24 protein-coding genes are annotated in these 25,588 nt (G+C 40.8%); 21 read left to right on the top strand and 3 right to left on the bottom strand.

The window, feature by feature from the left end:
* The first annotated feature begins 18 nt into the window (after nucleotides 1-18).
* The 13 genes from RID09_RS25560 to RID09_RS25620 all read left to right on the top strand — a co-directional run bounded on the left by RID09_RS25560 (nucleotide 19) and on the right by RID09_RS25620 (nucleotide 11,000).
* A complete protein-coding gene (locus tag RID09_RS25560; protein ID WP_446338727.1) occupies nucleotides 19-861 on the top strand; it encodes a sulfotransferase family 2 domain-containing protein in 843 nt (280 codons plus the stop codon).
* 252 nt (nucleotides 862-1,113) lie between these two features.
* Entirely contained in the window at nucleotides 1,114-1,860 is a 747-nt protein-coding gene (locus RID09_RS25565; RefSeq protein WP_446338728.1) for a hypothetical protein, read from the top strand.
* Nucleotides 1,861-1,912: 52 nt separating this feature from the next.
* Complete coding sequence (locus RID09_RS25570) at nucleotides 1,913-2,689, top strand: FkbM family methyltransferase (RefSeq protein ID WP_446338729.1); 777 nt, start codon at nucleotides 1,913-1,915, stop codon at nucleotides 2,687-2,689.
* A 48-nt stretch (nucleotides 2,690-2,737) separates the two neighbouring features.
* A complete protein-coding gene (locus tag RID09_RS25575; RefSeq protein ID WP_446338730.1) occupies nucleotides 2,738-3,640 on the top strand; it encodes a hypothetical protein in 903 nt (300 codons plus the stop codon).
* Nucleotides 3,637-4,743 (top strand): glycosyltransferase family 4 protein, encoded by a 1,107-nt coding sequence (locus tag RID09_RS25580; RefSeq protein WP_446338731.1) that lies wholly within the window; start codon nucleotides 3,637-3,639, stop codon nucleotides 4,741-4,743. Before RID09_RS25575 ends, RID09_RS25580 begins: the two co-directional genes overlap by 4 nt.
* Before the next feature lie 15 nt (nucleotides 4,744-4,758).
* A complete protein-coding gene (locus RID09_RS25585) occupies nucleotides 4,759-5,787 on the top strand; it encodes an exostosin domain-containing protein (RefSeq protein WP_446338732.1) in 1,029 nt (342 codons plus the stop codon).
* Nucleotides 5,788-5,810: 23 nt separating this feature from the next.
* Entirely contained in the window at nucleotides 5,811-6,776 is a 966-nt protein-coding gene (locus tag RID09_RS25590) for an FkbM family methyltransferase (RefSeq protein WP_446338733.1), read from the top strand.
* A gap of 25 nt (nucleotides 6,777-6,801) precedes the next feature.
* Nucleotides 6,802-7,749, top strand: a complete 948-nt coding sequence (locus tag RID09_RS25595) for a glycosyltransferase (RefSeq protein WP_446338734.1) — start codon at nucleotides 6,802-6,804, stop codon at nucleotides 7,747-7,749.
* 27 nt (nucleotides 7,750-7,776) lie between these two features.
* On the top strand, nucleotides 7,777-8,595 hold the full coding sequence (locus tag RID09_RS25600) for a sulfotransferase family protein (RefSeq protein ID WP_446338735.1): 819 nt from the start codon (nucleotides 7,777-7,779) through the stop codon (nucleotides 8,593-8,595).
* Nucleotides 8,596-8,614: 19 nt separating this feature from the next.
* Nucleotides 8,615-9,571: a glycosyltransferase family 2 protein gene (locus tag RID09_RS25605; protein WP_446338736.1), complete on the top strand. Its 957-nt coding sequence runs from the start codon at nucleotides 8,615-8,617 to the stop codon at nucleotides 9,569-9,571.
* Nucleotides 9,568-10,155: an acyltransferase gene (locus RID09_RS25610; RefSeq protein ID WP_446338737.1), complete on the top strand. Its 588-nt coding sequence runs from the start codon at nucleotides 9,568-9,570 to the stop codon at nucleotides 10,153-10,155. The genes RID09_RS25605 and RID09_RS25610 overlap by 4 nt, the downstream gene beginning before the upstream one ends.
* 86 nt (nucleotides 10,156-10,241) lie before the next feature.
* Nucleotides 10,242-10,538, top strand: a complete 297-nt coding sequence (locus RID09_RS25615; protein ID WP_446338752.1) for a class I SAM-dependent methyltransferase — start codon at nucleotides 10,242-10,244, stop codon at nucleotides 10,536-10,538.
* 111 nt (nucleotides 10,539-10,649) lie between these two features.
* Nucleotides 10,650-11,000, top strand: coding sequence for a helix-turn-helix domain-containing protein (locus RID09_RS25620; RefSeq protein ID WP_446338738.1), 351 nt, complete (start codon nucleotides 10,650-10,652; stop codon nucleotides 10,998-11,000).
* A 159-nt stretch (nucleotides 11,001-11,159) separates the two neighbouring features.
* On the opposite strand, the gene RID09_RS25625 is transcribed toward RID09_RS25620, so the two are convergent.
* Nucleotides 11,160-13,310, bottom strand: a complete 2,151-nt coding sequence (locus RID09_RS25625) for a calcium-binding protein (protein WP_446338739.1) — start codon at nucleotides 13,308-13,310, stop codon at nucleotides 11,160-11,162.
* 737 nt (nucleotides 13,311-14,047) lie between these two features.
* Here RID09_RS25625 and RID09_RS25630 point away from each other — a divergent pair.
* The 7 genes from RID09_RS25630 (at nucleotide 14,048) to RID09_RS25660 (ending at nucleotide 21,549) form a co-directional block, all read left to right on the top strand.
* Nucleotides 14,048-15,088 carry a glycosyltransferase family 2 protein gene (locus tag RID09_RS25630; RefSeq protein ID WP_446338740.1) on the top strand — a complete coding sequence of 347 codons (1,041 nt, stop codon included), beginning with the start codon at nucleotides 14,048-14,050 and terminating at the stop codon, nucleotides 15,086-15,088.
* Between the two features lie 48 nt (nucleotides 15,089-15,136).
* Nucleotides 15,137-15,769, top strand: a complete 633-nt coding sequence (locus tag RID09_RS25635; RefSeq protein ID WP_446338741.1) for a class I SAM-dependent methyltransferase — start codon at nucleotides 15,137-15,139, stop codon at nucleotides 15,767-15,769.
* Nucleotides 15,770-15,917: 148 nt separating this feature from the next.
* A complete protein-coding gene (locus RID09_RS25640; protein WP_446338742.1) occupies nucleotides 15,918-17,147 on the top strand; it encodes a glycosyltransferase family 4 protein in 1,230 nt (409 codons plus the stop codon).
* Nucleotides 17,134-18,480, top strand: coding sequence for a hypothetical protein (locus tag RID09_RS25645; RefSeq protein WP_446338743.1), 1,347 nt, complete (start codon nucleotides 17,134-17,136; stop codon nucleotides 18,478-18,480). Before RID09_RS25640 ends, RID09_RS25645 begins: the two co-directional genes overlap by 14 nt.
* A gap of 51 nt (nucleotides 18,481-18,531) precedes the next feature.
* On the top strand, nucleotides 18,532-19,725 hold the full coding sequence (locus RID09_RS25650) for a glycosyltransferase family 4 protein (protein WP_446338744.1): 1,194 nt from the start codon (nucleotides 18,532-18,534) through the stop codon (nucleotides 19,723-19,725).
* A 7-nt stretch (nucleotides 19,726-19,732) separates the two neighbouring features.
* Nucleotides 19,733-20,929 carry a glycosyltransferase gene (locus tag RID09_RS25655; RefSeq protein ID WP_446338745.1) on the top strand — a complete coding sequence of 399 codons (1,197 nt, stop codon included), beginning with the start codon at nucleotides 19,733-19,735 and terminating at the stop codon, nucleotides 20,927-20,929.
* Nucleotides 20,926-21,549 carry a YdcF family protein gene (locus tag RID09_RS25660; RefSeq protein WP_446338746.1) on the top strand — a complete coding sequence of 208 codons (624 nt, stop codon included), beginning with the start codon at nucleotides 20,926-20,928 and terminating at the stop codon, nucleotides 21,547-21,549. Before RID09_RS25655 ends, RID09_RS25660 begins: the two co-directional genes overlap by 4 nt.
* A gap of 86 nt (nucleotides 21,550-21,635) precedes the next feature.
* Here RID09_RS25660 and RID09_RS25665 read toward each other — a convergent pair whose 3' ends face one another.
* Nucleotides 21,636-23,024 (bottom strand): NCS2 family permease, encoded by a 1,389-nt coding sequence (locus RID09_RS25665; protein WP_446338747.1) that lies wholly within the window; start codon nucleotides 23,022-23,024, stop codon nucleotides 21,636-21,638.
* 159 nt (nucleotides 23,025-23,183) lie between these two features.
* On the opposite strand from RID09_RS25665, the gene RID09_RS25670 reads away from it, so the two are divergent.
* Nucleotides 23,184-24,806, top strand: a complete 1,623-nt coding sequence (locus tag RID09_RS25670; RefSeq protein ID WP_446338748.1) for a dolichyl-phosphate-mannose--protein mannosyltransferase — start codon at nucleotides 23,184-23,186, stop codon at nucleotides 24,804-24,806.
* Between the two features lie 325 nt (nucleotides 24,807-25,131).
* Here RID09_RS25670 and RID09_RS25675 read toward each other — a convergent pair whose 3' ends face one another.
* On the bottom strand, nucleotides 25,132-25,377 hold the full coding sequence (locus RID09_RS25675) for a hypothetical protein (RefSeq protein WP_446338749.1): 246 nt from the start codon (nucleotides 25,375-25,377) through the stop codon (nucleotides 25,132-25,134).
* Nucleotides 25,378-25,588: the final 211 nt, after the last annotated feature.

Genomic DNA, 25,588 nt, shown 5'->3' on the forward strand with positions numbered 1-25,588 from the left:
TTTATTGATGAGAAAAATATGGTTATTGAACCTACAGCAAATTCCACTCTTATTTTTTTTCTACATCTTCCCAAAACAGGTGGAACTACGCTAACTAGTATCCTCAAACGTCAATATCTATCGCATCAAATCTTGTCCATCGATCAACAATTCAATACAACTATACAAGCTCCTCAAATGAGCAAAAGTGAACTATCAAAGTTAAAGATTGTTAAAGGTCATTTTAGCTTTGGCTATCATCAGTTTTTCTCACGTCCATTTACCTACTTTACTATGCTAAGAAATCCTGTGGATCGGGTCATATCGGATTATTACCATATTATTCGTGTTCCTCAACACAAGTTACATAATCAAGTCATTTCTCAAAATATGAGTCTTGAAGACTATGTTTGTAGCGGCATATCAAGGATGTCAGAAAATGGACAGACAAAATTTTTATCGGGTCAACATACAGAAATAGGGTTTAATCAGTGTTCTTCTGAAATCCTGGAGTTAGCTAAGAATAATTTAAAAGAACACTTTATAGTTGTTGGAATTACAGAAAAATTTAATGAGTCACTTATCTTATTAAAGAGAGCTTTTAAATGGGAATTTAAAAAATGCCTTTATATAAAACAAAGAGTAGGGAATAACAGAATATCTAAAAACGATATACCTATAAAAAGCTTGAAGCTTATTCAAAAATACAATCAATTTGATCTAGAACTATATCACTACGGCATAGATATTTTTAATGAATTAAAAGAAATAAATGAGATTAATTTTCAAGTCAAAAAGATTATTTTTTATAATAAAATATATAGAGATTATTATGCCAAATTACCCAATTATGCCAAATCTATTTGTCAGCAATTTATCTAAGGTTGAATAAATTATAAATTGGTCAAAAATGTATAAAATATTTAATTTAATGGTAACTTGAAAATCAAATTATGGGAGAATTTTCGTCCGGACACAGTCCTAAGTAAGAAATAAAGAACTAATGACCAATGACACGAGATGCCAACGCAGATATACAGATCAATGAATTCGATCCGAAGCCTTCTTAAACAATTATTGCCTGAGTCATTTAGAAAGATAATTCGCTTTTGTATAAACTCTAATTACCGGGCAATGAGAATTCGTAAAATAGCCAGAACGCTCCGTCGCCGTAAAATAGCCCAAGCACAGTCGGTGTTGAAGAGTAAAACAGATGGATATATCGCCTCAGGTCCTTTTCAAGGATTACGTTATATAACTGATTCAATTAACAGTGCTTGGTCTCCAAAAGTAATAGGAACTTATGAAAAAGAGCTATGGTCTATTGTTGAAGAGATTATTGACAAATCTTATAAACTCATCATTGACATTGGTGCAGCAGAAGGATACTACGCAGTGGGTTTTGCCTATCGTATGCAAGAAACCAAAGTCATCTGTTTTGAGTCAGAACCAAAGGCTCACTTACTTCTACAAAATTTTGCAAAATTAAACACGGTTGATGACCAGATTAAGGTATTTGGAGCCTGTACCCCTGAAGTTTTATCAGAAATTATATATTCAGACCAAAAAACCGTAATTATTTGTGATATTGAAGGAGCCGAATATACACTCCTTGATCCTAAAAAAGTTCCGTTGCTGCAAAATACAGACATTCTGGTAGAACTCCATCACTTTGTTTGTCCAGATATTGCCCATATTTTTTATGAGCGATTCAGTGAAACTCATAGAATTGAGTTAATCCAAACAAATCCTAGAAACTACAATGATTTTCCTCGGTGTCTTACTATCTCAAGAAAATATGCCATGGCTTGTATGGACGAAGATCGTCCCTGTTCTATGATGTGGTTTTGGATGAAAACCAAGGAAGTATTGGTTAGCTGATGTGCATATTGCAACTCCTTTGAATAACTGTGTTAATAGGGTGAAACCACAAATGCATAAAACATTTAAACGTATAATTAAAAATCTTCTTAATAGTCTTGGGTATGAAGTTTGGCACAAAAGCATTAGACGCCCTACAACAGGAAGCTTAGAAAGAGTTTTGCAGGAACTTAGACGTCGAGGATTATCCTGTTCATCAGTGCTTGATGTTGGTGCAAATCGAGGTTCATGGAGTAGAACAGCCAAGCAAATATTTCCAGAAGCAAAATTTTACTTAATTGAACCTCAAGTAGAAATGGAACCCTACTTAGAGGCTTTTTGTAAGGAATATCCGGATTCACAATATTTTCTCGTAGGCGCTGGTAGCCGTTGTGGTGAATTTCCCTTGACAGTATGGCCCACTAAGCCTAAAGAGGGTTCTACTTTTAGGATTCCAGAATCTTCTGATTTAATCTTTCATGGTAAGGATTGGCAAGCAGAACAACGTCGGGTATCGGTTGTAACCATAGATTCTTTGGTGGAACAGAATAAAATATTATTGCCGCAGCTTGTGAAGTTAGATATAGAGGGTTTTGAACTAGAAGTTTTAAAAGGTGCTTCTAAGTTATTAGGTTGTACAGAAATCTTCATTTTAGAGGTAATTTTATTTCCTCTTGAAATAAAATTACCTCAGTTTGCAGAAGTTATATCCTTTATGAATCAGCGAGGCTATGTAGTATATGATTTTGCTGGATTTGGTCATAGACCATTTGACGAGGCTTTAATGATAGTTGATGTAGTGTTCACTAAAAAAGATTCTTTTCTGCGTTCCTACCCATACTTAAATTGATTGAATATAATTAAAATTGATTTTAATTTTTATAATAATTATTTAACTATGTCTCTAGGCTACTTCTTATTGAAAATACGCCAAAAATATAAACATGGTTTACAAACCGCTTTCTACCGAGATCATGTTAGACAGCAAATTTTAGCTTCTAGACCAGTAACCGACACAACAGATACTACTTGTGAAATTCATGTTTTGACTTCTACAACCGATTTGCTAAACCTAATTTGGGTATTGAAGTCTTTCTACCATTTTTCTGGTCGGCTCTACAGCCTGTGTATCCACGACGACGGAACATTGACGCAGGAACATTGTGATACGCTCCAGTATCACTTTCCAGATAGTAGAATCATTGACCGAAAGATAGCAGAGGAGAAGATGGTATCATTATTGAAACCCTATCCTCGCTGTCTGGAGTTTCGTCAGACTAATCACCTCTCGCCCAAAGTGTTTGACTTTGTGGCTTATCTAGAGAGCGATCGCCTGCTGCTGCTAGATAGCGATGTATTATTTTTTCAGGAACCGACAGAATTGCTGAAGCGGATAGAATCTCCTACCTACTTATACAATTGCGTCAATAGGGATATAGCTAGTGCCTATACAGTAGAACCGACAGTTGTGAGAGAACGTTTGAATTTCACGATGCAACCTAGATTTAATTCAGGCTTAGGACTAATTCACAAACAATCAATAAATCTAGACTGGATTGAGGAATTTCTCGGACTCCCTGGAATAATCGGTCATTTTTGGCGCATTGAGCAAACTGTTTTGACACTTTGCAGTTCTAAGTTTGGCGTTGAGTTATTGCCTGAGGATTATGAAGTTCGTTTAGAAAAAGGAATAAAGGGTTCCCCTTGTCGTCACTATGTTGGAGTAATCCGGCATTTAATGTATAGTGAAGGTATTAGGCATTTAGTGCAAAATGGATTTCTTGAGGAGTTAAACCAGTGAGTGTTGAAACTTCTACACCATCTACACCAATCCAAGTGTTAATGATGCCTGATTATCGTATCGATAATCCTTATCAAACTCTTTTGGCTAAGGCATTAGAGTTAAATGGTGTGCGAGTGCATTTTCCTTGGGGTTATCGCCGAGTATTTCCCATATTTCGGGTGATTAAAACGAGTCAACAGTCTTTTGATATTGTGCATTTACATTGGTTAAGCCCTTATATCAAAGGTGACAGATGGTTAACCAAGTTTGTTTATAGTGTCAAACTTCTAATCGATGTCCTGATGACTCGCTGGGCTGGTGTCAGAGTAGTGTGGACAGTTCATAATCGCATCTCCCATGATTCCAAGTTTCCTCGTCTGGAGTTATGGACTAGACGTATTTTGGCCCAGTTGGTTGATCAGATTATCTTGCACAATTACTCAACCTTAGATGTAATTGCTCAAGAGTATTGGTTTGCTCCTGCCAAAGCTGAAGTTATACCGATTGGGCATTATCGAGATATTTACTGTCCTCTAATTGATGAGCAATTGGCACGAAAGGAACTTAATTTATCTCCCACTGGACACATCTATCTTAACCAAGGGATGCTTAGACCTTATAAAGGGATAGAGCGGTTACTTAAGGTTTGGCGTGAAAATCAGGATGTTTTTGAGAATGATATTCTCCTAATTGTAGGAAAACCATTGGATACTGCTTATGGGCGAAAATTAAATCAGCTAGCTTCAAGGATAAAAGGAGTCATCCTTTATTCTGAGTTTGTTGAAGATGAGAAAATACATCTGTTTTTTAGTGCCGCCACAGTTGTAGTGCTTCCCTTTGAAAATATTTTAACTTCTAGTAGTTTGGTGGTTGCCATGTCGTATGGAAAGCCAATTATCGCGCCCAAGTTAGGGGGTATACCGGAAACGCTTGAGATAGCAGGAAGCCTGCTTTATGATCCAGATGATAAGCAAGGGCTGCTTCAGGCATTGATAAAGACTCATAATATTAACTTAGGTGAGCTTGGTCAACAAGTTACAGAAGTTTGTAATAAACTTGATTGGCTCAAGATTGCTGCTAAAACGAGCAAGGTATATCAAATGCATCTTAATCCGCGTTAAAAATAGGAATAAATAATGAAAAAAAAGATAGGATTATATTCAGAGAAAATTCGCAGCAAAACCTATACAGTTGCCAAAGCTATTTCTATGCAAGACTATGAAATTTATTTGATTACTCCAGAAAAGGAAAATGCTGTAGATAACCAACATTTACTTTACTTGGGCAAAATCAATAAAATAAAAAACATTAAAGTTGTTAGCCATCCCAAAACAATCAAAATTGACTATTTATATATAGAATTATCAAATATTGATTTGTCACCAAAGATTATGGATTTTCTTAGAATTGCCGGCCATCTAAATGTACTTTATTATCGAAAAAAACAATTTTATATCAAAAATTTATTTACTGATATAAAACAAATAATCAAAAATTATAAGATTTTATTTCGGACAGAAAGCATAGGCTATATAGATGGATTATATGATTTTGATTTATTTAGTTTTTTTTCTAGAAAGTATATTATTGGATTTGATGTTCATTCGGAATTTTTGGAAAATGAAAAACTAAAACATTTAATGTTTGCTTTTGAATGGATGCCACAAGCAAGCAGAAAATTTAAGATAAACTACATGGGTAATATAAATCCTCAAAATAGAGCGCAAATCCTCAAAAAAATAAAATCATTTCTGGATGAAAGTAATATAGAGCTTAAAGTGTTATGGATTGATTATGGAAATAGGATTAGTGAAACAAGGGGAGTACCTCCTGAGAAGTATATAGAGTATTTGTCTGAATCTGATTTCACTTTATGCCCACCTGGATATGAAAGAGTAACCCATCGTGTTATTGAAGCTTTAGTTAGAGGTAGTATTCCTGTAATTAATGAAGATGAACTTTATCTTTATGATATGAATCTTCAAAATGAAGTAAACTGTATTGCTGTTAAACAGGGTGATTGGATTGCTGCTATACAAAAAATATTGAACATTGAAGACAATGAGTTGATTCAGATGCGTTATAATATTTCGGCAATGAAAGAAAAATATTTGTTGCCAGAAGTGGCAGCAAAGCGGTTAAGACAGAAAATGGGATTAGAGTAAAATAATTTTCAGGAACACTAGAAATGCAGAAAATTTTAAGTAAGTTTAAATCAGCATACTATCTAATGGCAAATGAGCCAAAACCGATAGAAACTATTGCTCATCAGGTCAAGAAGAATATTAGGCAGTATATTGTTAATTTCAGGAGTGGTAAACCATTTACATACAAAAGACATGGATTTGAATTTGTATGCATTCCTGCGTCAAAAACTTCAGTTAATCTCTATATTAGCAATCAACATTTTGATGAAATCGAGCTACTTATTGCAGGAGATTGGCTATTGGCAGGAGATACTTGTATAGATTTGGGAGCAAATATTGGATATTTCTCTGCATTTTTTGCTAAAAATGTTGGCCAAAAAGGAAAAGTAATTGCAGTAGAAGCTTCACGCCAAACATCGGAATATTTACAAAAAGCCATTGATTTACTCTCTTTAAAACAGATCTACTTGGAACAAATTTGTGTGACTGACCAGAATGGTTCGGTTGAGTTTATGGTTAGCCGTGATGGTCATGTAGATGTAAAACAATCTTTAAAAGTTAATCCTTTAGAAGCAGACTTTTTCAAAAAAGAAATAATCAAATCTACCACCTTAAATCAACTAATAAATAACCATAAAATAATTCATAATGTTTCATTAGTAAAAATCGATGTAGAGGGTGCTGAACCATTAGTGTTAAGAAAGGGAGATTTACTATTTCATGAAGAATCATTACCCCTATTTATTGTTGAAATATATAAAGTTGGTTTATCAAGATTAGGTTTTTATCCGAAAGATGTTTGGAGTTTTTTTAAACCTCATTTATTTGATCTTTATCATGTAAACCGAAGTTATCCAAATCCAATGCCGGAGTTGTCGTATGGTGTTTTATATAACTTACTTAATCCTAAAGATCACAACTGGCCCTGGCTATGCAATCTTGTTGCTATCCCTAAAGTGGGAAAGTATTCAAATCGCAGAAAAAACATTGCTAAATATTTGCTTTAATATAAAGAGAGACTCAAAATAGATTATGTTTTCTAGAGTAAGTATATTAATTCCATGTTATAATGCAGAAAGGTGGATTTGTCAGGCTATAAAAAGCGCTTTAAACCAGACATATTCTGATAAAGAAGTAATTGTACTTGACGATGGCTCCACTGATAAAAGTCTTGAGATTATCAAAAATTTTGGAAATAAAATATATTGGGAAAGTACTTCAAATCAGGGTGGTAACGTTGCTAGGAATCGCCTAATCCAACTCAGTACAGGTAAATGGTTACAGTATTTAGATGCTGATGATTACCTGTTGCCAAATAAAGTGGAAAAACAAATAAATTTTATTGCTAAAGTTCCTCAAGCCGATGTTATTTACAGTCCCAGCCTTTTTGAATATCACCGAGATGGTAAATCATGGCAAGAATTTTTACCTATTCCTGCACCTCACGATCCTTGGATTTTATTAGCGAGATGGTATCTACCTCAAACAGGAAGTCCGCTTTGGCGCAAGCAAGCTATCTTAGATGTTGGAGGATGGAAAGATGATCAGCATTGCTGTCAGGAACACGAGTTATATTTGCGGTTGCTGATGGCAAGGAAACGCTTTGAATATTTCCCTGAATCTGGTTCAATTTACAGACAATGGAGTGAATCAACAGTCTGTAAGAGAAATATAACTGAAATCCATTATCAGCGTCTAGCAATTGAAGAAAAAATAGAACACTATCTAGAAACTAGAGGTGAGTTAACTCAATTACGACGGAATGCAATAAACCAAGCTCGTTTTGAGTGTGCCCGGATGATTTGGCTTTATAATAAGCAATGGGCTACTGAGGTTATTTCTCAGATACATAGGAATAGTTCAAATTTCATGCCTTCAGGCAAAGCTGCACCTGTAATTTATCGCTTTGCCTATAAGCTGTTTGGATTTAATATGGCTGAAAAACTTGCTCAGTATAAGCGAAATGCTAATATTAAATAAACGCCAAAATTGACTTTATGATGACCCATGAATTCTCGGTTTGATCGACTGCCTGATTTTGTGATAATTGGTGCTATGAAATGTGGTACATCAAGTCTGTATCATTACTTGAAACTACATCCTAAAATCCAAATGTCAACCCTAAAAGAGCTTGATTTTTTTGTAAAAGAAAAAACTTGGAATCGGGGTTTAGATTGGTATAAATCTCACTTTGCAGAATCAACAACTCTTAGAGGTGAGTCATCGCCTAACTATACAAAATACCCGGCGTTCAAGGGTATACCAGAGCGCATGTATCGCTTGATTCCAGAGGCAAAACTCATTTATATTGTTCGAGACCCAATTCAACGTATAGTTTCTCACTACATCCATAATTTTGCTGCTCGCTGTGAATATCGAGACTTGAAGGAAGCATTGGCAGACCTTGACACTAACCATTACATTCATTGTAGTCGCTATTACATGCAGCTAGAACAGTTTTTTCCTTACTACCCACTTTCTCGAATTTTGGTCATCGACTTAGACGATTTAGTCAGTGACTGTACGGGAACATTACATCGAATTTTTCGTTTTCTCGAAGTCGATTCGACTTTCACACACCCAGAATTTGGCAATGTGTTTCATCAAACTAGTCAAAAAAGGCGACTGACAAACTTAGGTGTACAGGTGACGGCATTTCCAGCAGGAGGGCGGCTTCGGAAAATCATTCCCTGGTTACTAGAGCAGCCAATAAAACCACCGGTGTTAAGTGAGTCACTTCGCCAAGCATTAGTAGATGTGTTGCGTGGCGATGTTGAACAACTTAGAAAGCTGACAGAGTGTTCGTTTGCTGCATGGAGCTTTTAGTCTAAAGGTTTACATAGCCATGCCTCAACTTCTGCCAATTTCAGCAATTATTCCCACCCGTAACCGTAGCATTCCATTACTCCGAATGCTTCAAAGCTTGGCTCAACAGTCAGTTCAGCCTCTTGAGATAATTGTGGTCGATGGTTCGACTCACGATGATACTCAACAACTTTGCCAAGCCAGTATTCCTGGTTTAGCGACTCCAATCACTTACTATAGAGCTACAGAAATAGGTGCAGCAACCCAGCGAAATCAAGCCATGCAATACACGACCCAAGATAGTATTTGGTTTCTCGACGATGACATCATTTTAGAGCCAGATTGTCTATGGCGGTTATGGAAAGCTCTCCAGAGTGACTCGAGTTTGGGAGGTGTTAACGCCATGATTACGAATCAGCGATATTTACCGCCCGGTTGGATTAGTCGCACTCTATTTCACTTTCTCCATGGGCATTCGGAAAAGAGTTATGCGGGAAAATGTATTGGACCGGCGTTAAACTTGCTACCCGAGGATCGGGTGGATTTACCAGACGTTGTTCCTGTAGAATGGCTTAATACCACTTGTGTTCTTTATCGAGAACAAGCTTTGCCCCAACCCTTGTTCTCCTCTCTCTTTACAGGTTATTCTCTAATGGAGGATGTAACCCTTTCTCTAATAGTGGGTAAACAATGGAAACTGGCTAATGTTCGCACGGCTCGCATTTTCCATGACAGCCAACCTGGAGAGCATAAGAGCCATCCAGGAGTGGTTGCAAAAATGGATTTAATTAATCGTCACTATGTCATGACCTGCATCTTAGACCGACGACAATTTTCGGATTATGTCAAACTCGCTGTACTGCAGGGGTTTGGGATCGCTGCTTCTCTTGTTTCTGTGAAGGGTTGGCTTTATCTCCCAGCCGTTCTTAGGGGCAAAGTGAGCGCCGTTAAAGAAATTATTTCATCAAAATATGGGACACCAGGGGATAAGTCATGAGTTGGCTGCGTCCTGGAATTTTAGCCATCAATCGAGTTATTGAAGGCGTCAAAAGTCGTTGGCGCAATGTCTACTATCGCACGCTAGGAGTCAAGCTACACGGCTATGTCTGGATGCGACATATTGAAATTCCCCGCAATTTTGCGGATATTGAAATCGAGAGTCCTTGTGCCCTAGATCGAGGTGTGATACTACTTACCACGGGCGAACTCCTCCCTCATCCGAAGATTCATATTGGTGCTAATACCTACATCAACCGCCATACCTTTCTGGATGCTATACTATCACTGACTATTGGTAAAAACTGCGGTATTGGTCCTAATTGTTACATTACCGATCACGATCATGGTCACGATCCTACGCTCGCCCCCCTTGAGCAACCGATGATTGCTAAACCTACTCAAATTGGAGATTGCGTTTGGTTGGGAGCCAATGTCATAATCCTCAAAGGTGTGACGATTGGCGATCGCACCATTGTGGGTGCAGGGAGTGTGGTTACGCACGATTTACCCCCGAACGCGATCGCTGTAGGAGTTCCCGCAAGAGTCATTAAGCACAGGAATCTAAGTACGGAAGACCCATAATTTTTTGTCTTATCCATGTACCTATTTTACATTATTGCGAGAGCTAACTGAAAGAGAACCGTTTCCCCAATTTAATTGTTAAAGGAATCGAACCAGTTGACGCTTTGCGTGAGCAAGGATACAATAAAGGAATTCCGAATCAGGATTTGATAGATGGGAATGCTTACCAACTTCCTTTTCCCGACAACAAGTTTGATCTAGTTTGTGAATTCGCTATCTTACATCATGTCAAAGATCCAGAAAAAGTAGTTAAAGAAATGTCAAGGGTTGCGTCCAAGATGGTTGCCATCTCAGATTGCAACTTTATGGGTCAAGGTTCCCTAGTACAGCCTCGCAGAAATAGCTTTTCGGTTAGAAGCCTGATAAAATCGGACAGGGAATGACACCCATTCCCCCACTTGTGGCAGAAGACTACTCCATTGAAAACTATGTCAAGACCACTACCGATAGCTATCGCTTTAACTAGACAACCGCAGGCTATCTAGGAGTTGCTCGTGCATCGTCATACAAGTCAACAGAGGTTAGTCCGGCGTGCGAAAATTGTGCTATTAGCTAATCGTGGCTTAAACAATGAGCAGATTGCACAACAATTGCATACCAGTCGAGTGACAGTGCAACGGTGGCGTCAGCGCTGGAATCAATCAGCCTCAAAGCTAACCATGTTGTCCTTACAAACCAACCCTAAGGTCTTGCCAGACATCATATCACCCCTTCCGGTGAGCTGCTCTGTTGTATCAAGAGGTGATATGACGCGATCGCAAAACTCCACCAACCCCTCCAAACTGCCTCTGTGTGTGATTTGCACACAATGGCTGTATCAAGATTTGACAACTGCGATTGAATAGCACAAAAGGAAAAAGTGATACATTTTGGGGATCAATTATTTCTGCTGAACATTTGTTGATTATTGGTTTCAATAAAAATGGCTAATGCACCGCAACTCCAACAGGATGGAGTAATTCTCAGTCCTGCTGAAGTTGGAATCGGTAAGCGATGGAGCTTGACTAAGCAACTATTTCAAAATCTCCTCCAGCCAGTGCTGGTGTGCCATTAAGGATAGCAAACTGACCACCATCTGAACCAAACCCTACAGCAGCGCCATTGGTATCATAAAACAACCTGCCAGTCTGACTGTACACGAGCACAGCACCAGTTGTCTGAGCCTGTAAATCGTCAGCGGCTAGTGCAAACTCGCCAGACACGCTAAAACCCACGCCAGTAGCACTGGTCAAAGCAGAGAAAGTCCTCTGACTCAATTGAATAATGTCTGCACCGTCTCCAAAGTCGGTAATTGTATCCATACCAAGAGAACGAACACTATTCCTTCCTCCGAAAAAGAAGATATCCGCGTCAGCTCCCCCAGTCAAAATATCATCCTGCACAAACCCATTGAGAAAATCCTCACCGTTTCCACCATTGAGGATATCAAAGCCAAAGCCACCAAACAGACTATCCCCACCCTCATCGCCGAATAGTTCGTCATCACCACCACCACCATCAAGAGAGTCGCCATCGTTTCCTCCATTGAGGATATCATTACCTGTCCCTCCCCTGATATTGTCTTGACCCGCTTCACCAAAGACAGTATCATCGCCCTCGCCACTGTCAATCAGATTGTTGAAGTCATTACCCGTAATCGTATTATCAAGTTCATTTCCAAGTCCTAAAGTCACACTACCCAGCAAGGTCAAGTTCTCTAGACCACTACCAATACCTAGCCCCCTATTAGCAAAAGACTCTACCGTATCAGTACCACTGGGGTCAGCCACAATTGAATCATTGGCGTTGCGAATGATGTAAGTATCATCGCCATCGCCACCATCCAGAGTATTGATGCCGCTGCCCCCATCGAGGATATCATCGCCATTACCACCAATCAGAGTGTCATCACCATCTTCTCCAAATAGACTATCAGCGTCGTCTCCACCATCGATAATGTCATTACCAAAAGAGCCAAAAATACTGTCATCACCGCCTAAACCATTGAGCGTGTTATCTTGTCGATTTCCGATAATCTCATTGTTTAAGGCATTTCCTTCACCAAGGATAGGACCTTCTATTGCCCCTATACTAGCTCCAGGTGCAGCCAGAATTAGATTCTCAACCTCACCTGCAATAGTGACACCGCTGGGGAGATCGTTCAGAGAAAAATCAATCGTAGAGAAAACAGTATCAATGCCACCTCCGGTGGATTCATCAATTTCGTCAGTGTCCCCTCCAGAAATATTGTAGATATCGTCACCCAGACCACCGATGAGAGTGTTGCTACCAGAAGCACCTTCTAGAGTGTCGTCGCCGCTTCCACCTTCAAGGATGTCATCACCATCTGCACCATTGAGCAGGTCATTGCCATCCAAACCCCGAAGCGTGTTATTTGCTGCATTACCAATGATTACGTTATCAAAGTTGTCTCCTGTACCATTTATAGCTGTATCTCTGAGGCGTAGATTCAAGCCCCTAGGAGCAGTGTATCCACTTGCTTGCGTTGACAGATTAAAATCCACGGATGAGTTAACCGTTCCTTGACCATCCGCATCGATAATTGTTTCATTGGCGTTATCAACGGTGTATATGTCATTACCAGCACCTCCATCAAAGGTGTCTAAGCCTGCTCCGCCTATAAGTTGATCATTTCCGTTACCTCCAATAAGATTATCATTGCCATCACTACCCTTGAGAATGTCATCACCATCTAAGCCTTCGAGAGTGTTACTTTCCCCGTTACCACTAATTAAATTGTCAAAATTGTCACCTGTACCATCAATAGCAGTCCCTATAAGCCGCAAATTTAAGCCTCTTAGACCACTATACCCACTCGCTTGAGTTTCGAGTGAGAAACTCGGTGCTATAGAAATAACGGTTCCCCAACCATCCGCATCTATAATCTGATCGGTGGTACTATCCACGATGTAGCGGTCGTTGCCTCTGCCGCCATCCAAGATATCATTACCGTTTCCACCATCAAGTTGGTCATTGCCAGTTGCCCCTATTATGGTGTCATCGCCAGCCCAACCCCGTAAGAGATCGTTGCCAGCTCGACCTTGTAGAATATCATTCCCATCTAGACCATTGATGAGATCATTAAGAGCTGTTCCCCTTAGTATAGGATTGACAATACCGTTATCATCGAAAGGTGTACCAGTAATGTTAGCCATGTATCTGCCTCAGAGCTTAATTGATGACCATGTAGTGGTAGATAGCGTATCGCCGTAGGCGGTTGTGTTAAAACTATACAATCACTTACGGGAGCGAATATCCTCCAATCTCTAATTAGAACTAATAGAACCTGATAGCCAGAATTTTTAAACTGTAATCGGACTCCACTCTTAATAATAACCGACTTCGGCAATATGCAATCTAAAGAATTTCAAATTTTTAATAACTTTTCATGAATATTTATAAATAAATCTGCTTATACGGGAAAAGTAATATTTAGTGCAAAACCATTCTTGATTCGGTTAAATATAAATAAAAAATAATGATTAAATGTGTAGGTTTGAAAATTTACTATCCTGAATTTTTAATGTAGTTCAAGGGAGGAATCTAGCGATTGCAACTGAATCGGTTAAAATCATTGTTTCTACAGATATCAGGTGTCCCTCGGATAAGGAAGGGTTAGTTGAACTGGTTCACCCCATGTTTAACGATCCCAACCTTGAATGGTAAGGTTTCAGTGATGCGGCGTCTCTTACGCTTACGAAATGCCGCAACACAACTTATAATAATGAATGTTCCTCACCCCGGGTTTAAGCTCATCGTGTTTGAGTACATGACTAAGATCTATGGGATGAGCGGCTATGGACGGGGTTTACTAGGAGATCTGTCTCAGTGTCAGCAGTGTCGGCAGCACCTGAAATCTGTATAATCTGTATAAAGCGGAGTTGATGTACCAGTGGCAAGCCAAGAACAGCATAATTTAAAACATGACTCTCCGATGCCGTCCCCGTTAACACATCAAGCCGCCACGGAGCTGAGAGTATCTGTGATGATTACGACCCATAACCGAGTCAACGAACTCAAGCAAACTTGTGAAGTAATAGAGTCCTTATTTCCACCCCTTGATGAGGTGTTGATCTGTGCTGACGGATGTACCGATAAAACCATTGAATTGATTCAACAGAATTACAATCATTATCGCCTTTTCATTAACCCAGTCAGCAGAGGCTCTGTAGCTTCCCGAGATTACCTCATTCGCCAAGCCGAAGGTGATCTAGTACTTGCTCTTGATGACGATAGCTATCCGCTTGAGCAAGATATCGTAGCCCGGTTAAAATGTTTGTTTCATGAACGTCCTCGCCTAGCAGTTGCCTCTTTCCCGCAACGAACGGAAGAGTACTTAGAATCCTTAACAGTTAAAGACTTTGGAGCGTCTTACTACTGTGGCACATTTGCTTGTGCGGCTGCTTGTTTCCGGCGCAGCGTATATTTTGAGGTTGATGGCTTTGACACAAACTTCTTCCATGCCTACGAAGAACCTGATTACGCACTTCAATGTTTAGCTGTAGGATATGAAATCTATTTCTTTACAGACATCATCATTCGCCACCACTTCACACCAACAGGGCGTAACGAAACTCGCACTCACCATCGCCATGCCCGTAATGAGCAGTGGAGTATGTGGCGCAGATGCCCTTTTCCTTATGTGCTGGTACTATCGCTGTATCGGTTCTTTAGTCAGTTTAGATATGCAGTCAAACGCGGAATGAACTGGGTTATTCGAGAACCATTTTGGTGGTTTGCTGCCTTACAAGGTTTACCCTATGCCTTACTGAAAAGAAACCCAATTTCTTGGCAGATTTACCGATTGTGGCTCTCCCTACTCTCACAGCCAATCTATACGGAAGAGGAATGGCAAGAGATATTTTCCGCAGTTGAAGTTAAACCGTCACTTTGTCAAAAACAGTCGGATATGAATATTACCACCAGGAGTTAAACAAATTAACTATCGTAACATGCTTCAAAAATTAGAATAGCCCAACCTATGAAAAAATCGCAACTCATTCTCTCGGATTCAAATCTAGATTTTTGTCCCCGATTAAAAACCATTATAAAAAATGGACAAACTATAGATGGAGATGGAAATCTTATTCAGATCCGGGGAATGTCAACAATAAATAATTTACAACTCCTCCGAAGACTAATTATCGATTTATGCCCAAAGAAGACACTAGAAATTGGATTGGCATTTGGAGGTTCTGCATTAGCTATTCTTTCAACTCTTCAAGAGGTTCACACAAAAAAAGATTTTTTACACACAGCAATCGATCCCTACCAAAGTACCGTCTGGAAAAATAGTGCTATTACTGTCATTACACAAGAACAGCTTGATAAAAATTTCCGTTTCTTTGAAGAGTATTCATCATTAGTGCTGCCCCGGTTGATTTTAGAACATGAAAAATTTGGACTAGTTTATATAGATGGCTCTCATTTATTTGAAGATGTGTTTGTAGACTTTTATTTTGTAGTACAGCTCCTTGAAATGAATGGAATTGTTATTTTTGACGATTGTCGAAATAATCATGTACACAAAGTTGTTCAGTTTATTAAAAATAATTATTCTAAAATTTTGATAAGTCATTCAATTTTTTTCAAGATAAATTTTGGTCTAAAATAATTGCTAACAAGTTGGGCTATAAGCAAGTAGAAATATTTTGTAAAATAGGAGAAAGTCCCAGAAACTGGAAAGATAAATTTAAGAATTTTTAGAAAAAAATAAAATATTAATAGAAACAAATGCGCCAATATAATCCTTAATAAAGGGAATGTTTTATCAAGTGCCATCATGGATATGCTGTCAACTGGGTGCCCGTGAACATTATGCTATCCCACGAGCATTACAACAGTATGGAAAACTTGCCTATCTGATTACCGATGCTTGGGTTTTACCTAATTCTCCACTAAACTTGCTACCGAGACATATTTTAGCGAATTTACGCGATCGCTTTCACCCTGATTTAGCCCAAGCCTCTGTCCACGCCTTCACTCACTCTTTGATTCGCTTTGAACTGGCACAACGCCTGCCAAAAAATTTAGGATGGACAGGTATTATTGGGCGTAATCACTGGTTCCAACAACAAGCCGTCGAGTTACTGGAAACCCTCACGCCACAACTTAACACTTGTCCTATCCTCTTTGCCTACAGTTATGCCGCTTTAGAACTGTTCCGCTATGCTAAAACTCAGGGTTGGATCACTATCCTAGGTCAAATCGATCCAGGCTCAGTCGAGGAAACATTAGTTCGACAGGAACATAGTAGACATCTGGACTACCAGTCTACTTGGCAACCAGCACCACCTCAATACTGGATGAACTGGCAAGAAGAATGTTTGCTAGCTGACCGAATTATCGTTAATTCTCCCTGGTCAAGCCAAGCTTTGCAACAAGTCGGTATTCCAGCAAATAAGATAGACATTATTCCCCTTGCTTACAACCCCCCTGAGACAGCCAGCAATTTTGAGCGAACCTACCCTGCAGCGTTCTCTCCAAAATGTCCCCTGCGCGTGCTATTTCTGGGTCAAGTGATTTTGCGTAAGGGTATTGGTGCAATTCTAGAAGCGGCTGAACTCCTACATCATCAACCGATTGAATTCTGGCTCGTTGGTTCTCTAGGCATTGCTAGGCAAGCTAAAATGTACAAGCAGATCCGGTGGATTGGCGCTATCCCTCGCCGTCAAACAGCCCAGTGCTATCAACGTGCCGATGTTTTCCTGTTTCCTACCCTATCTGATGGTTTTGGCTTGGTTCAACTAGAAGCACAGGCATGGAAGCTGCCGATAATAGCGTCCAGATTTTGTGGTGAAGTGGTGAAAGATCGAGTCAATGGGCTAATCCTACCAGACGTCACTGGGGAAGCGATCGCCCAAGCCCTCGAATTCTGCTTAAATAATCCTGGGCAACTCCAAGCCTTTGCCGAAGCAGCTACTGATATGTCTGAGTTTAGCCTGTCGCAGTTGCATCACCATCTTCAATCTTTACCCTATGCACATCTTTGAATACCCAGAACTAGTTTTCACTCAACTCGCACTGCTGGTTATTAGTGGGATATGGTTGCTGCGGCGCAATGATGAAATTCCTCTGCTAATCAGTACCTTCTTATTCTACGTTTCTTCCTTTCGATACGGAGTTGTGACTAGTGGTCTAGGAAGGTGGATTAATACTTCAAGTCGAATTGGACTTGGCGCTATTACAAAAGAAGATGCTCTCACTGCCTTAAGCTACATCATACTCGGTCAAATCTGTTTCTTGGCAACCTATATGTGGAAACAACGGCAAGCCATACCTGTTACTGTACCATTTGGAGAACCTTTCTTTTTTCGGTGGCTGCGCCCTAAACTTATCTTGTTCGGTCTGTTTTGCTTACCCCTGATACTACTCACTCGTTCTAGTGTGATTACCCAATTAAGGTCAGGACGTTCACTAGCCTTTGAGATCAGTGGCTATTTGTATCTATTTCCTCTAGTTCTAGTAGGAGTTGCAGTAATGCTTGTCTGCTTATGGAAATTTGGTGGACTTCCTTCAGCGATAAGCAAAATTGTAGCCGTTTTTATTCTAATAGGTGTGGTTGATTTTACCTTTGGTCCCACCCGACGCTTTCAGTTTTTGGGATGGTTAATCGCTAGTGCCGTTATCTTGTCTTGTTCTTATCGACCTAAAGCTCGTCTAATTCTTCTATCTGCTCTAGCAATACTCTGTCTAGGTCTATTTGCACTGGCGGGTGTTATGCGTAATCCTGAAGTCACTGATGTTGTTTTGAATCAGGCAACTTTAGAGCGTGCCTACAGCGCGGAAGATGCAAATATGTTGGATGGGTTTGTTATGGTGAAACGTGTCTATCCCCATCATTTAGACTTTCGCTGGGGTATGGAGCATCTAGAAATTTTGTTGCGTCCTATACCTAGAGCCTGGTGGCCCGAAAAACCTGTTGGGGGTGGCTATGCCAGCCAATTTGGCTTAGTTAATTCGAGTAAGGGAAGCACGTTGGGAATTTCACCATCCTTATTTGGTTCATTCTATGCTGAAGGGGGAATTATTGGTATTTTAGGCTTCTCAGTGTTGTATGGAGCAATTGTGGCAGCTATTGTGCGCTGTAGTACCCGCATTCAGCCTTTTGCCGGTGTGATGATTCGTGCTATCCTTAGTGCCTCGCTGGTGCCATTGCTTCGGGGTGGAGATTTAGCAGGAATTTATGCCTGGATTGGTATGGCATTTTGGCCCTGCTTCTTATTGCTCTGGATTAAACGAGCCTATTTTAAACAAAAATTTTCTCTGCAAACTATCGTTGAAATGTCTACTGACATGTCGCTGACTAAACTGCCTTATGATTGAGCCTAAACTCTTAGTTTCTCTATCAATCAAACTTCACAACGTTATTATTCCATGCATCTTATTGTCATTTTCCACCATATTGGCGGCTACCATGCAGCTCGGTTACGTGCTGTCTACGCAGCCTGTCAGTACAGAGGCTGGAGTTTGACCGCAGTTCAAGTAACAGATAAGAGCAAAAACCATATCTGGGGAGAGTTGAGCAATGAAATTACCTTTCCCCTAAAAACTCTTTTACCTGTTGCTACCACGCCTCCTTACATAGACCGTACTTCCCAGTCTAAGATAGCAGCATCTTTACTTTCGTCTTATCTTGACTACTGTAAACCTAATATAGTGGTAATTCCTGGATGGGGTTTTCCTTTCTCCCGTGCAGCGCTTTACTGGTGTAAACGTCATCAGGTGCCAGCAATTCTGATGAGTGAAAGTAAATGGGATGACGAAAGGCGACAGTGGTGGAAGGAACAGCTTAAATCCTGGCTCTATGTAAGAAAATTTGATGCTGCTGTTGTCGGGGGTCAACTCCATCGAGACTATTTAATTCAACTAGGTTTTCCTAGCGAACGAATTTTTATGGGTTATGATGTTGTTGATAACAGTTATTTTACTCAAGCCGCTGAGGTAGCAAGACAAAATCCTTTGGCAACAAAACAACGTCAGCCGGAGATACCTGATTCCCCTTATTTCCTTGCCGTCACTCGGTTTATTAAACGTAAAAATGTTCTGCTCCTAATAAAGGCTTTTGCTGATTATCGCCAAAACATTGGAGAAAAAATTGCTTGGGAGCTTGTAATTTGTGGTAACGGAGAAGAAGAATATGCTATTCGACACCTGATAGTGGAACGAAAACTCGATGAAACTGTTCATTTGCCAGGTTTTATTACCTACAAAAACATTGGTGATTGGTATGGCTTAGCTAATGCTTTTGTACATCCTGCTTTACAAGAACAATGGGGTTTAGTCATCAATGAAGCTTGTGCAGCTAAATTGCCAGTTCTATGCAGTCGCACAGTAGGAGCATGTCACGAACTTATTCAAGAGGGTGAAAATGGCTTACTCTTCAATCCTAAAAGTCAACAAGATATTACACGGGCATTATTAAATTTACATAGTTTAGATTTAGATTCCCGATTAAAAATGGGACAAGTCAGTCAAAAAATAGTTAAAAATTATGGAGTTACTCGATTTTTTGATAGTTTATTCCAGGCTATTGATGCAACCTTAAAACTTAAAGATTCAATTTTTTAAACAACCTATGAGAATTTTAGTCGTTACACCTTACCTAGGATTAGTTTATGGTGGTCCAGCAAAAAGTATCGTTGAATTAGCTCAAGGAGTTGGTTCTTTGGGCATTAAAATAGATCTTGTTGCAACCAATGCCAATGGACTGAATAATCTAGATATTCCTTTAAATACATGGATTAACAAAAAAAAATACAATGTTAAATATTTTAATCGATGGAATTTTCAAAAACAGACTATTAGCTTTTCAATGCATAAATGGCTGATAAAACATGTCTTAAATTATGATTTAGTTAATATTAACACAGTTTTTTCTTATCCAGTTTTACCAGCTTGCTGGGCTTGTCAGCGCTACAATATTCCCTACATTAGAAGCCCTCGTGGTATGCTAGAGCCTTGGGCGCTATCACATAAAGCTTGGAAGAAAAAAATTTACTACAATATTTTAGAAAAACCAGCGATACAGCGAGCCAGTGCAATTCAAGTTCTCGCCAATACAGAAGCTAAAAATATCAAGCTATTAGGTCTAAAACCTCCTACAGTAGTTATTCCAAATGGCATCTACTGTCAAGAATTTGAAAGACTACCTGACCCAGAGATTTTTTGCCAACAATTTCTGGCAACTAGGAATAAAACCCTAATTTTATTTTTGGGCCGTCTTGATCCTAAAAAAGGACTAGATTTACTCGCTCCAGCTTTTGCTAAGGTTCATAGCCAGTTTCCGCAAACTCATCTAGTTATAGCAGGACCCGATAATATTGGCTTTTTGCCCACAGCTAAGCGCTATTTTACACAAGAAAGCTGTCTAGATGCTGTCACCTTTACAGGGATGCTCACCGGATCATTAAAATATGCTGCTCTTGCAGCCGCTACTCTATATGTTGCTCCTTCTTACTCCGAAGGCTTCAGTATGTCTGTCTTAGAAGGTATGGCGTCAGGATTACCCTGTATAATTACGACGGGCTGCAATTTCCCAGAAGCGGCCGATGCTAAAGCTGCTCATGTTGTGGCAATTGATACCGATGCTATTGCCGATGCTTTAATTAACTGCTTAAATCATCCTCAACAAGCTAAAGCTATGGGAACTCGCGCCCGTGAATTCATCTTTCAAAATTATACTTGGGAACAAGCGGCGCAAAAGCTGATTCGAGTTTATACCGCTATTATTGAAAAAAAACCTTTACCAGAAGATTTAACCTATAGCCAGTGAAGGGTGTTTATTGCTGTCACAAACGATATCGTTTTTTGGGTTGGGTCAGTGTTACCCTCGTCCTACTATTGATCGGTATCATTCCCCTGCGGCTGGCGATCGCACAATACCAATCACCCTATCCTCAAGCTATCCTAACCTTAGGCGGTGGGCGCGATCGCGAACGATTCACCGCCCAATTTGCCCAAACTCACCCCTCCCTAGACATCTGGGTTTCGAGTGGTTCACCCCCCGAAGTTACCTATACCATTTTCCAGAATGCTAATATTCCGATTCAGCGCGTTCATCTCGACTATCGCGCCGTCGATACCGTCACCAATTTTACCTCCCTAGTAGCTGACTTCAAACGCCACAAAATCCAACATATCTACCTAATCACCTCCGATTATCATATACCCAGAGCCAAAGCGATCGCGACTCTCGTTCTCGGAAGCCAAAGCATCACCTTCACCCCCATCTCCGTACCCTCCAACCAACCCACTGAATCCTGGCTGCGTATCCTTCGTGACAGCATTCGCGCCCTACTATGGATTATTACAGGTCATACTGGCGCTACACTTAAGCCACAATTGATTAGTTATTTGTCCTTTGTCCTTCGTCATTTGCCCTTTGTTATATAATTTATGAGAACCTCTGCGAACCTCTGCGCTAACCTCTGCGTCCTCTGCGTTAAAAAAGTACAACTTATCGGGGAACTCTCTTAAACTCATCCGCCACTATTCATCGCCATTACGATAAAACGTAGCACAAAAATCCCCGCCAAAACCCACACCGCGATCGCGACTTCATCGGCTTTCCCCTGAAACCCTTTAATTAACGGGTAGGTAATCAATCCAATCGCCAAACCTTCCGCGATCGAATACGTCAACGGCATCATTAAAATTGTTAAAAATGAAGGAATGGACTCCGCCGGATCATCCCAGTGAATTCCCCGTAAATTCCCAGCCATCAACACCCCCACAATCACCAACGCTGGCGTCGTAGCAAAAGCCGGAATTCCCGAAAGTAAAGGAATAAAAAATATCGAAACAACAAACAAAATCGCCACAACAACAGCCGTAAATCCCGTGCGCCCCCCTTCAGCAATACCCGCAGCCGACTCAATATACGTCGTCACCGTCGAAGTTCCCAAAACCGCCCCTACCGTTGTCCCCACTGCATCCGCCATCAACGCTTGATTTGCCCGGGGCAATTCCCCATGTTCATCAATATAGCCCGCCTGCATCCCCACCCCAGTCAGCGTACCCACGGTGTCAAATAAATCCACAAACAGAAACACAAACAACACCGCCAGGAAATCCCACCCATTCACCTGATTGATTCTACCCAATCCCGCGATCGCAACTCCGACTAAATCCACGGGTAACTCAGGAACACCGACAATCCCCTCTGGTAACGGAGACACGCCGAGAATCCAGGCTAGCGCCGCCGTTGCCAAAATCCCCCATAGCAGCGCCCCCGTGAGGCGACGGGCGACAAATGCCGAGGTGATCAGGATACCCGCGATTGCAATTAATGTCGAAGGTTGACTCAAATCCCCTAATTTCGTTTTTGTCACCGCATCAGCGGCGATAATCCCCGCCCCACTTAAGCCAATATAGGCGATAAATAAGCCAATTCCCGCCGCCGTTGCCCGTTTCAGACAATCGGGGATCGCTTTGACGATTAAATGGCGCACATTTGACAGAGTTAGGGCAATAAAAATCAACCCTTCGATTAAGATAGCAGAAAGGGCAATCCGCCAGTCGATGCCTAATCCCAATACCACCGAGTAGGTAAAAAAGGCATTGAGTCCCATACCGGGGGCAAGGGCAAGGGGGTAATTCGCCCACAATCCCATAACTAGGGTAGCAATTGCCGCAGAAAGTGCTGTGGCGATGACTAATTCATTAAACAAATCTCCTGATGCTTGTAAAAAAATGGCATCGGATAAAATGCCCGGATTCACAACCAAAATATAAGCCATCGTCATAAAGGTGGTGAACCCTGCCAATAGTTCTATGCGGATCGTGGTTTGGTATCGATCAAATTTAAAGAATTTAGCCAGAACTCCTAACTGTCTCCTTGGTTGTCCAGAAGGATCACGATGATTCATAACTGTCCCCTGAGATGCCCTAATATTAGCTTACTCCTTTCTCAGGATGAGATATGGAGCAGATGTTAGCGTTAGCGAAGCGGGGTGAACTCCCCACCCGCTCCTCGACTTCTTAAAGAAGTTGGGGATCTAATACCAACCCGATTCACCTGATATTATATGATTTTAAATAACAAATCATTAAACTTATCAAACTATTGGTTTCATTTTGGCTTAACCGCTATTTTTTTAGCCTCAGCCATTCTCCGATTTTGGGGCTTAGGTCGATTTAACACTTTGGTATTTGACGAGGTATATTATGCCAAATTTGCCAATAATTACTTAACCGGAACAGACTTTTTCAATGCTCACCCGCCCTTGAGTCAATATATTATCGCGATCGGGATGTGGCTGGGTTCTCATCTTCCCTGGGATCAGCAGCCCATGAATGGTTTGGCGGGTTCATTGCTATCTACATGGAGTTATCGTTGGCTGAATGCGCTCACGGGTTCGTTTATCCCCTTAGTTGTCGCCGGGATTGCTTATCAGCTTAATCGGCGTCGCAGCTATGCGTTAATTGCCGCCTTGTTAGCCGGGGCAGATGGTCTATTTTTAGTTGAGTCTCGCTACGCGCTGAATAATGTCTATTTAGTTATTTTGGGATTATTTGGGAATTTATGTTTGTTAATCGCACTCAGTCAACCCCAGTCAAAACGCTGGACTACTATGGCATTATCGGGTGCTTTTTTTGGCGCATCTGCTTGTATTAAATGGAATGGTTTATGGTTTTTATTCGGAGTTTATCTTCTTTGGGGAATGGCTTGGTTGCTTCAGTGGAGAGGTGATTCAAAAAAAACGTCGCTTGGGGCGGGTTTAGTAACATCAGAGTCTCAAAAAATGCTCATGGTAAAATCTGATTCTACAGACGCGCCATGGCACGTCTCTACATTCAAAACCCGGTTCCCTCAGAGCCAAGCGTTAGGTCAAAACCTGGTTTCCTCAGAGCCAAGCGTTGGATCAAAACCCAGTGCCCTCAGAGCCAAGCATTGGGGCAAAACTTCTTTAGTTAATCTAACTCAATTAAACGGGATTCAGTTTTTAGTCAATTTTGCCCTAATTCCAGCGTTAACCTATAGCTTACTCTGGATTCCCCACCTAATTATGAATCCCCAACCCGGATTTTGGGAAGCCCACTATAGAATTTTGACCTTTCACGAAAAAATCGGTAGCGGACCAGAGGTTCATCCCTACTGTTCTAAATGGTACACTTGGCTGATTATGCTGCGACCTGTGGCTTACTTTTACCAAACTGCCCAGAGTACCCGCGAACAAGTCCCGGCTTACCCTCCGTTACCCAAGGGATATGGTCAGGTGATTTATGATGTCCATGCTATGGGAAATCCTATCCTTTGGTGGCTATCAACAGCAGCAATTTTATTGTTACTGTTGCTGTTGCTACAGCGTCTTTGGTCAGGAATGCATGGATATTTTCCACCCACAACGGTGAATTATATTAGTCTCTATTTAGGGCTTAACTGGCTGGCTCAGTTATTACCTTGGGTTGGGGTGAGTCGCTGTACATTTTTATACCACTATATGGGAGCTTCTGTGTTTTCTGGGTTAGGGTTGGCTTGGCTGGTTGACCGTTGGCTACATCGAGAGCAAGAATCTTGGCAAATTGCGGCAATAACGGTTATCAGTTTAATTCTGTTGGCATTTGTCTTTTGGTTGCCGATTTATTTAGGATTACCTCTATCTCTTAGGGGTCATCAACTGCGAATGTGGTTCGATTCTTGGATTTAGATTATTTTGTCATGGGTCATGGGTCATTGGTAATATCGGCGCTTGTAGGGGCGACCCGCTTGTATAAATGAACAACGTTCGTCGTTTCAATTTGGTCGGGTCGCCCTCTGTGATAAGGTCAAGGGTTTTTTGGCGATCGCGATCATTGTTATTGCTCCAATTCATCGGTCAGCTTGATTTGGCTTATGTCTATGTTAAGGGAATTTTTTTACTCAAACGACCAGGGATGTGATCGATGGAAAGCGGGGCAGAACTGAGAAGTTCGGGATAGTGACAATATTCACACCGAAATTGGGTACGTTGTCGAACGGTTTCGTAGAGCGATTTAGGAATGACCATTAGCTCTAGCGACAATGACCGCGTTAATGTAGCTAAAAATCTCGTCGAGTTCGCCAATAGCTTCTAGTTCCAGAGTTTCATCTGAGGTAAGACAATCAGCTTTTTTCTTGTCAAGCAGGGCTTGCATTCGATCGCCCAATTCATCAGTGAATTTAAACAGGGTGTAGTTGTTGATCTGCTGTATCCGCAATCCTTTGGGGATTAGGGTAGAAGGTTTGAGAAGTGTGGTCATGGTGATGGTTGAACGTACAGGTCTCTCGATTTCTATTCTACGCAGTAGCAGATCGGTTGGGTGGAGCGATGTAAGGATTCAGGTCTGTGTTTGGCTCATCAATTAGCCTGGGTGTACGAGCCTTTCCAAAGTAATGTGGAAAAGGAAATTCAGTCACATCGGCGAGTGCGCCCAGGCTCTTTTCCCAAAATAGGTCTTGCCTGAGACAGTT

The organism is Coleofasciculus sp. G1-WW12-02 (genome assembly GCF_040219735.1).
Classification (GTDB): Bacteria; Cyanobacteriota; Cyanobacteriia; order Cyanobacteriales; family Coleofasciculaceae; genus Coleofasciculus.

What these genes read in the sequence shown, in the direction of transcription:
- RID09_RS25565 (WP_446338728.1), top strand. Translation starts at nt 1,114, where the DNA reads ATGAGAATTCGTAAAATAGCCAGAACGCTCCGTCGCCGTAAAATAGCC.
- RID09_RS25645 (WP_446338743.1), top strand. Translation starts at nt 17,134, where the DNA reads ATGCACATCTTTGAATACCCAGAACTAGTTTTCACTCAACTCGCACTG.
- RID09_RS25590 (WP_446338733.1), top strand. Translation starts at nt 5,811, where the DNA reads ATGCAGAAAATTTTAAGTAAGTTTAAATCAGCATACTATCTAATGGCA.
- RID09_RS25600 (WP_446338735.1), top strand. Translation starts at nt 7,777, where the DNA reads ATGAATTCTCGGTTTGATCGACTGCCTGATTTTGTGATAATTGGTGCT.
- RID09_RS25670 (WP_446338748.1), top strand. Translation starts at nt 23,184, where the DNA reads ATGATTTTAAATAACAAATCATTAAACTTATCAAACTATTGGTTTCAT.
- RID09_RS25575 (WP_446338730.1), top strand. Translation starts at nt 2,738, where the DNA reads ATGTCTCTAGGCTACTTCTTATTGAAAATACGCCAAAAATATAAACAT.
- RID09_RS25570 (WP_446338729.1), top strand. Translation starts at nt 1,913, where the DNA reads ATGCATAAAACATTTAAACGTATAATTAAAAATCTTCTTAATAGTCTT.
- RID09_RS25610 (WP_446338737.1), top strand. Translation starts at nt 9,568, where the DNA reads ATGAGTTGGCTGCGTCCTGGAATTTTAGCCATCAATCGAGTTATTGAA.
- RID09_RS25595 (WP_446338734.1), top strand. Translation starts at nt 6,802, where the DNA reads ATGTTTTCTAGAGTAAGTATATTAATTCCATGTTATAATGCAGAAAGG.
- RID09_RS25585 (WP_446338732.1), top strand. Translation starts at nt 4,759, where the DNA reads ATGAAAAAAAAGATAGGATTATATTCAGAGAAAATTCGCAGCAAAACC.
- RID09_RS25605 (WP_446338736.1), top strand. Translation starts at nt 8,615, where the DNA reads ATGCCTCAACTTCTGCCAATTTCAGCAATTATTCCCACCCGTAACCGT.
- RID09_RS25625 (WP_446338739.1), bottom strand. Translation starts at nt 13,310, where the DNA reads ATGGCTAACATTACTGGTACACCTTTCGATGATAACGGTATTGTCAAT.
- RID09_RS25635 (WP_446338741.1), top strand. Translation starts at nt 15,137, where the DNA reads ATGAAAAAATCGCAACTCATTCTCTCGGATTCAAATCTAGATTTTTGT.
- RID09_RS25665 (WP_446338747.1), bottom strand. Translation starts at nt 23,024, where the DNA reads ATGAATCATCGTGATCCTTCTGGACAACCAAGGAGACAGTTAGGAGTT.
- RID09_RS25655 (WP_446338745.1), top strand. Translation starts at nt 19,733, where the DNA reads ATGAGAATTTTAGTCGTTACACCTTACCTAGGATTAGTTTATGGTGGT.
- RID09_RS25675 (WP_446338749.1), bottom strand. Translation starts at nt 25,377, where the DNA reads ATGACCACACTTCTCAAACCTTCTACCCTAATCCCCAAAGGATTGCGG.
- RID09_RS25560 (WP_446338727.1), top strand. Translation starts at nt 19, where the DNA reads ATGGTTATTGAACCTACAGCAAATTCCACTCTTATTTTTTTTCTACAT.
- RID09_RS25650 (WP_446338744.1), top strand. Translation starts at nt 18,532, where the DNA reads ATGCATCTTATTGTCATTTTCCACCATATTGGCGGCTACCATGCAGCT.
- RID09_RS25640 (WP_446338742.1), top strand. Translation starts at nt 15,918, where the DNA reads ATGTTTTATCAAGTGCCATCATGGATATGCTGTCAACTGGGTGCCCGT.